The 285-nt window shown below is 57.2% G+C and carries 1 protein-coding gene; it reads right to left on the bottom strand.

Going from position 1 to position 285, the window contains the following annotated elements:
- Nucleotides 1–285: hypothetical protein (locus tag H6B10_RS16100; protein WP_204652432.1), on the bottom strand; the 285-nt coding region annotated here is incomplete at both ends.

Below are 285 nucleotides of genomic sequence, written 5' to 3'. Positions count from 1 at the left end.
CATACAGCGCGGCTTCGGCCATAGGGTGGAATTCACAGTTGGGCAGCCGGTGGATCATGTTCTGGGTGCACAGCATCACATCCAGTTGTTCCGCCTCAAACATCTTTTTCAGATTGAAATAGTCCTGCACATGGAGGACCGGGCTGAACCCCGGGTGCTGCTGCCCCAGGGTCCGCAGGGGCTCTTTCAGGTAGCGCAGTTCGGTGCTGCTGGTGCAGCCGATGTGAAACAGCCGCACCTGGGTCTGGACGGCATCGTGCATCTTTTTCTGGGCAATTTCGATCT

Source organism: Gemmiger formicilis (assembly GCF_016901605.1).
Classification (GTDB): Bacteria; Bacillota; Clostridia; order Oscillospirales; family Ruminococcaceae; genus Gemmiger; species Gemmiger formicilis_B.
Note: the sequence above shows the minus strand (reverse complement) of the source record. Positions and strands in the feature narration are given on the sequence as shown.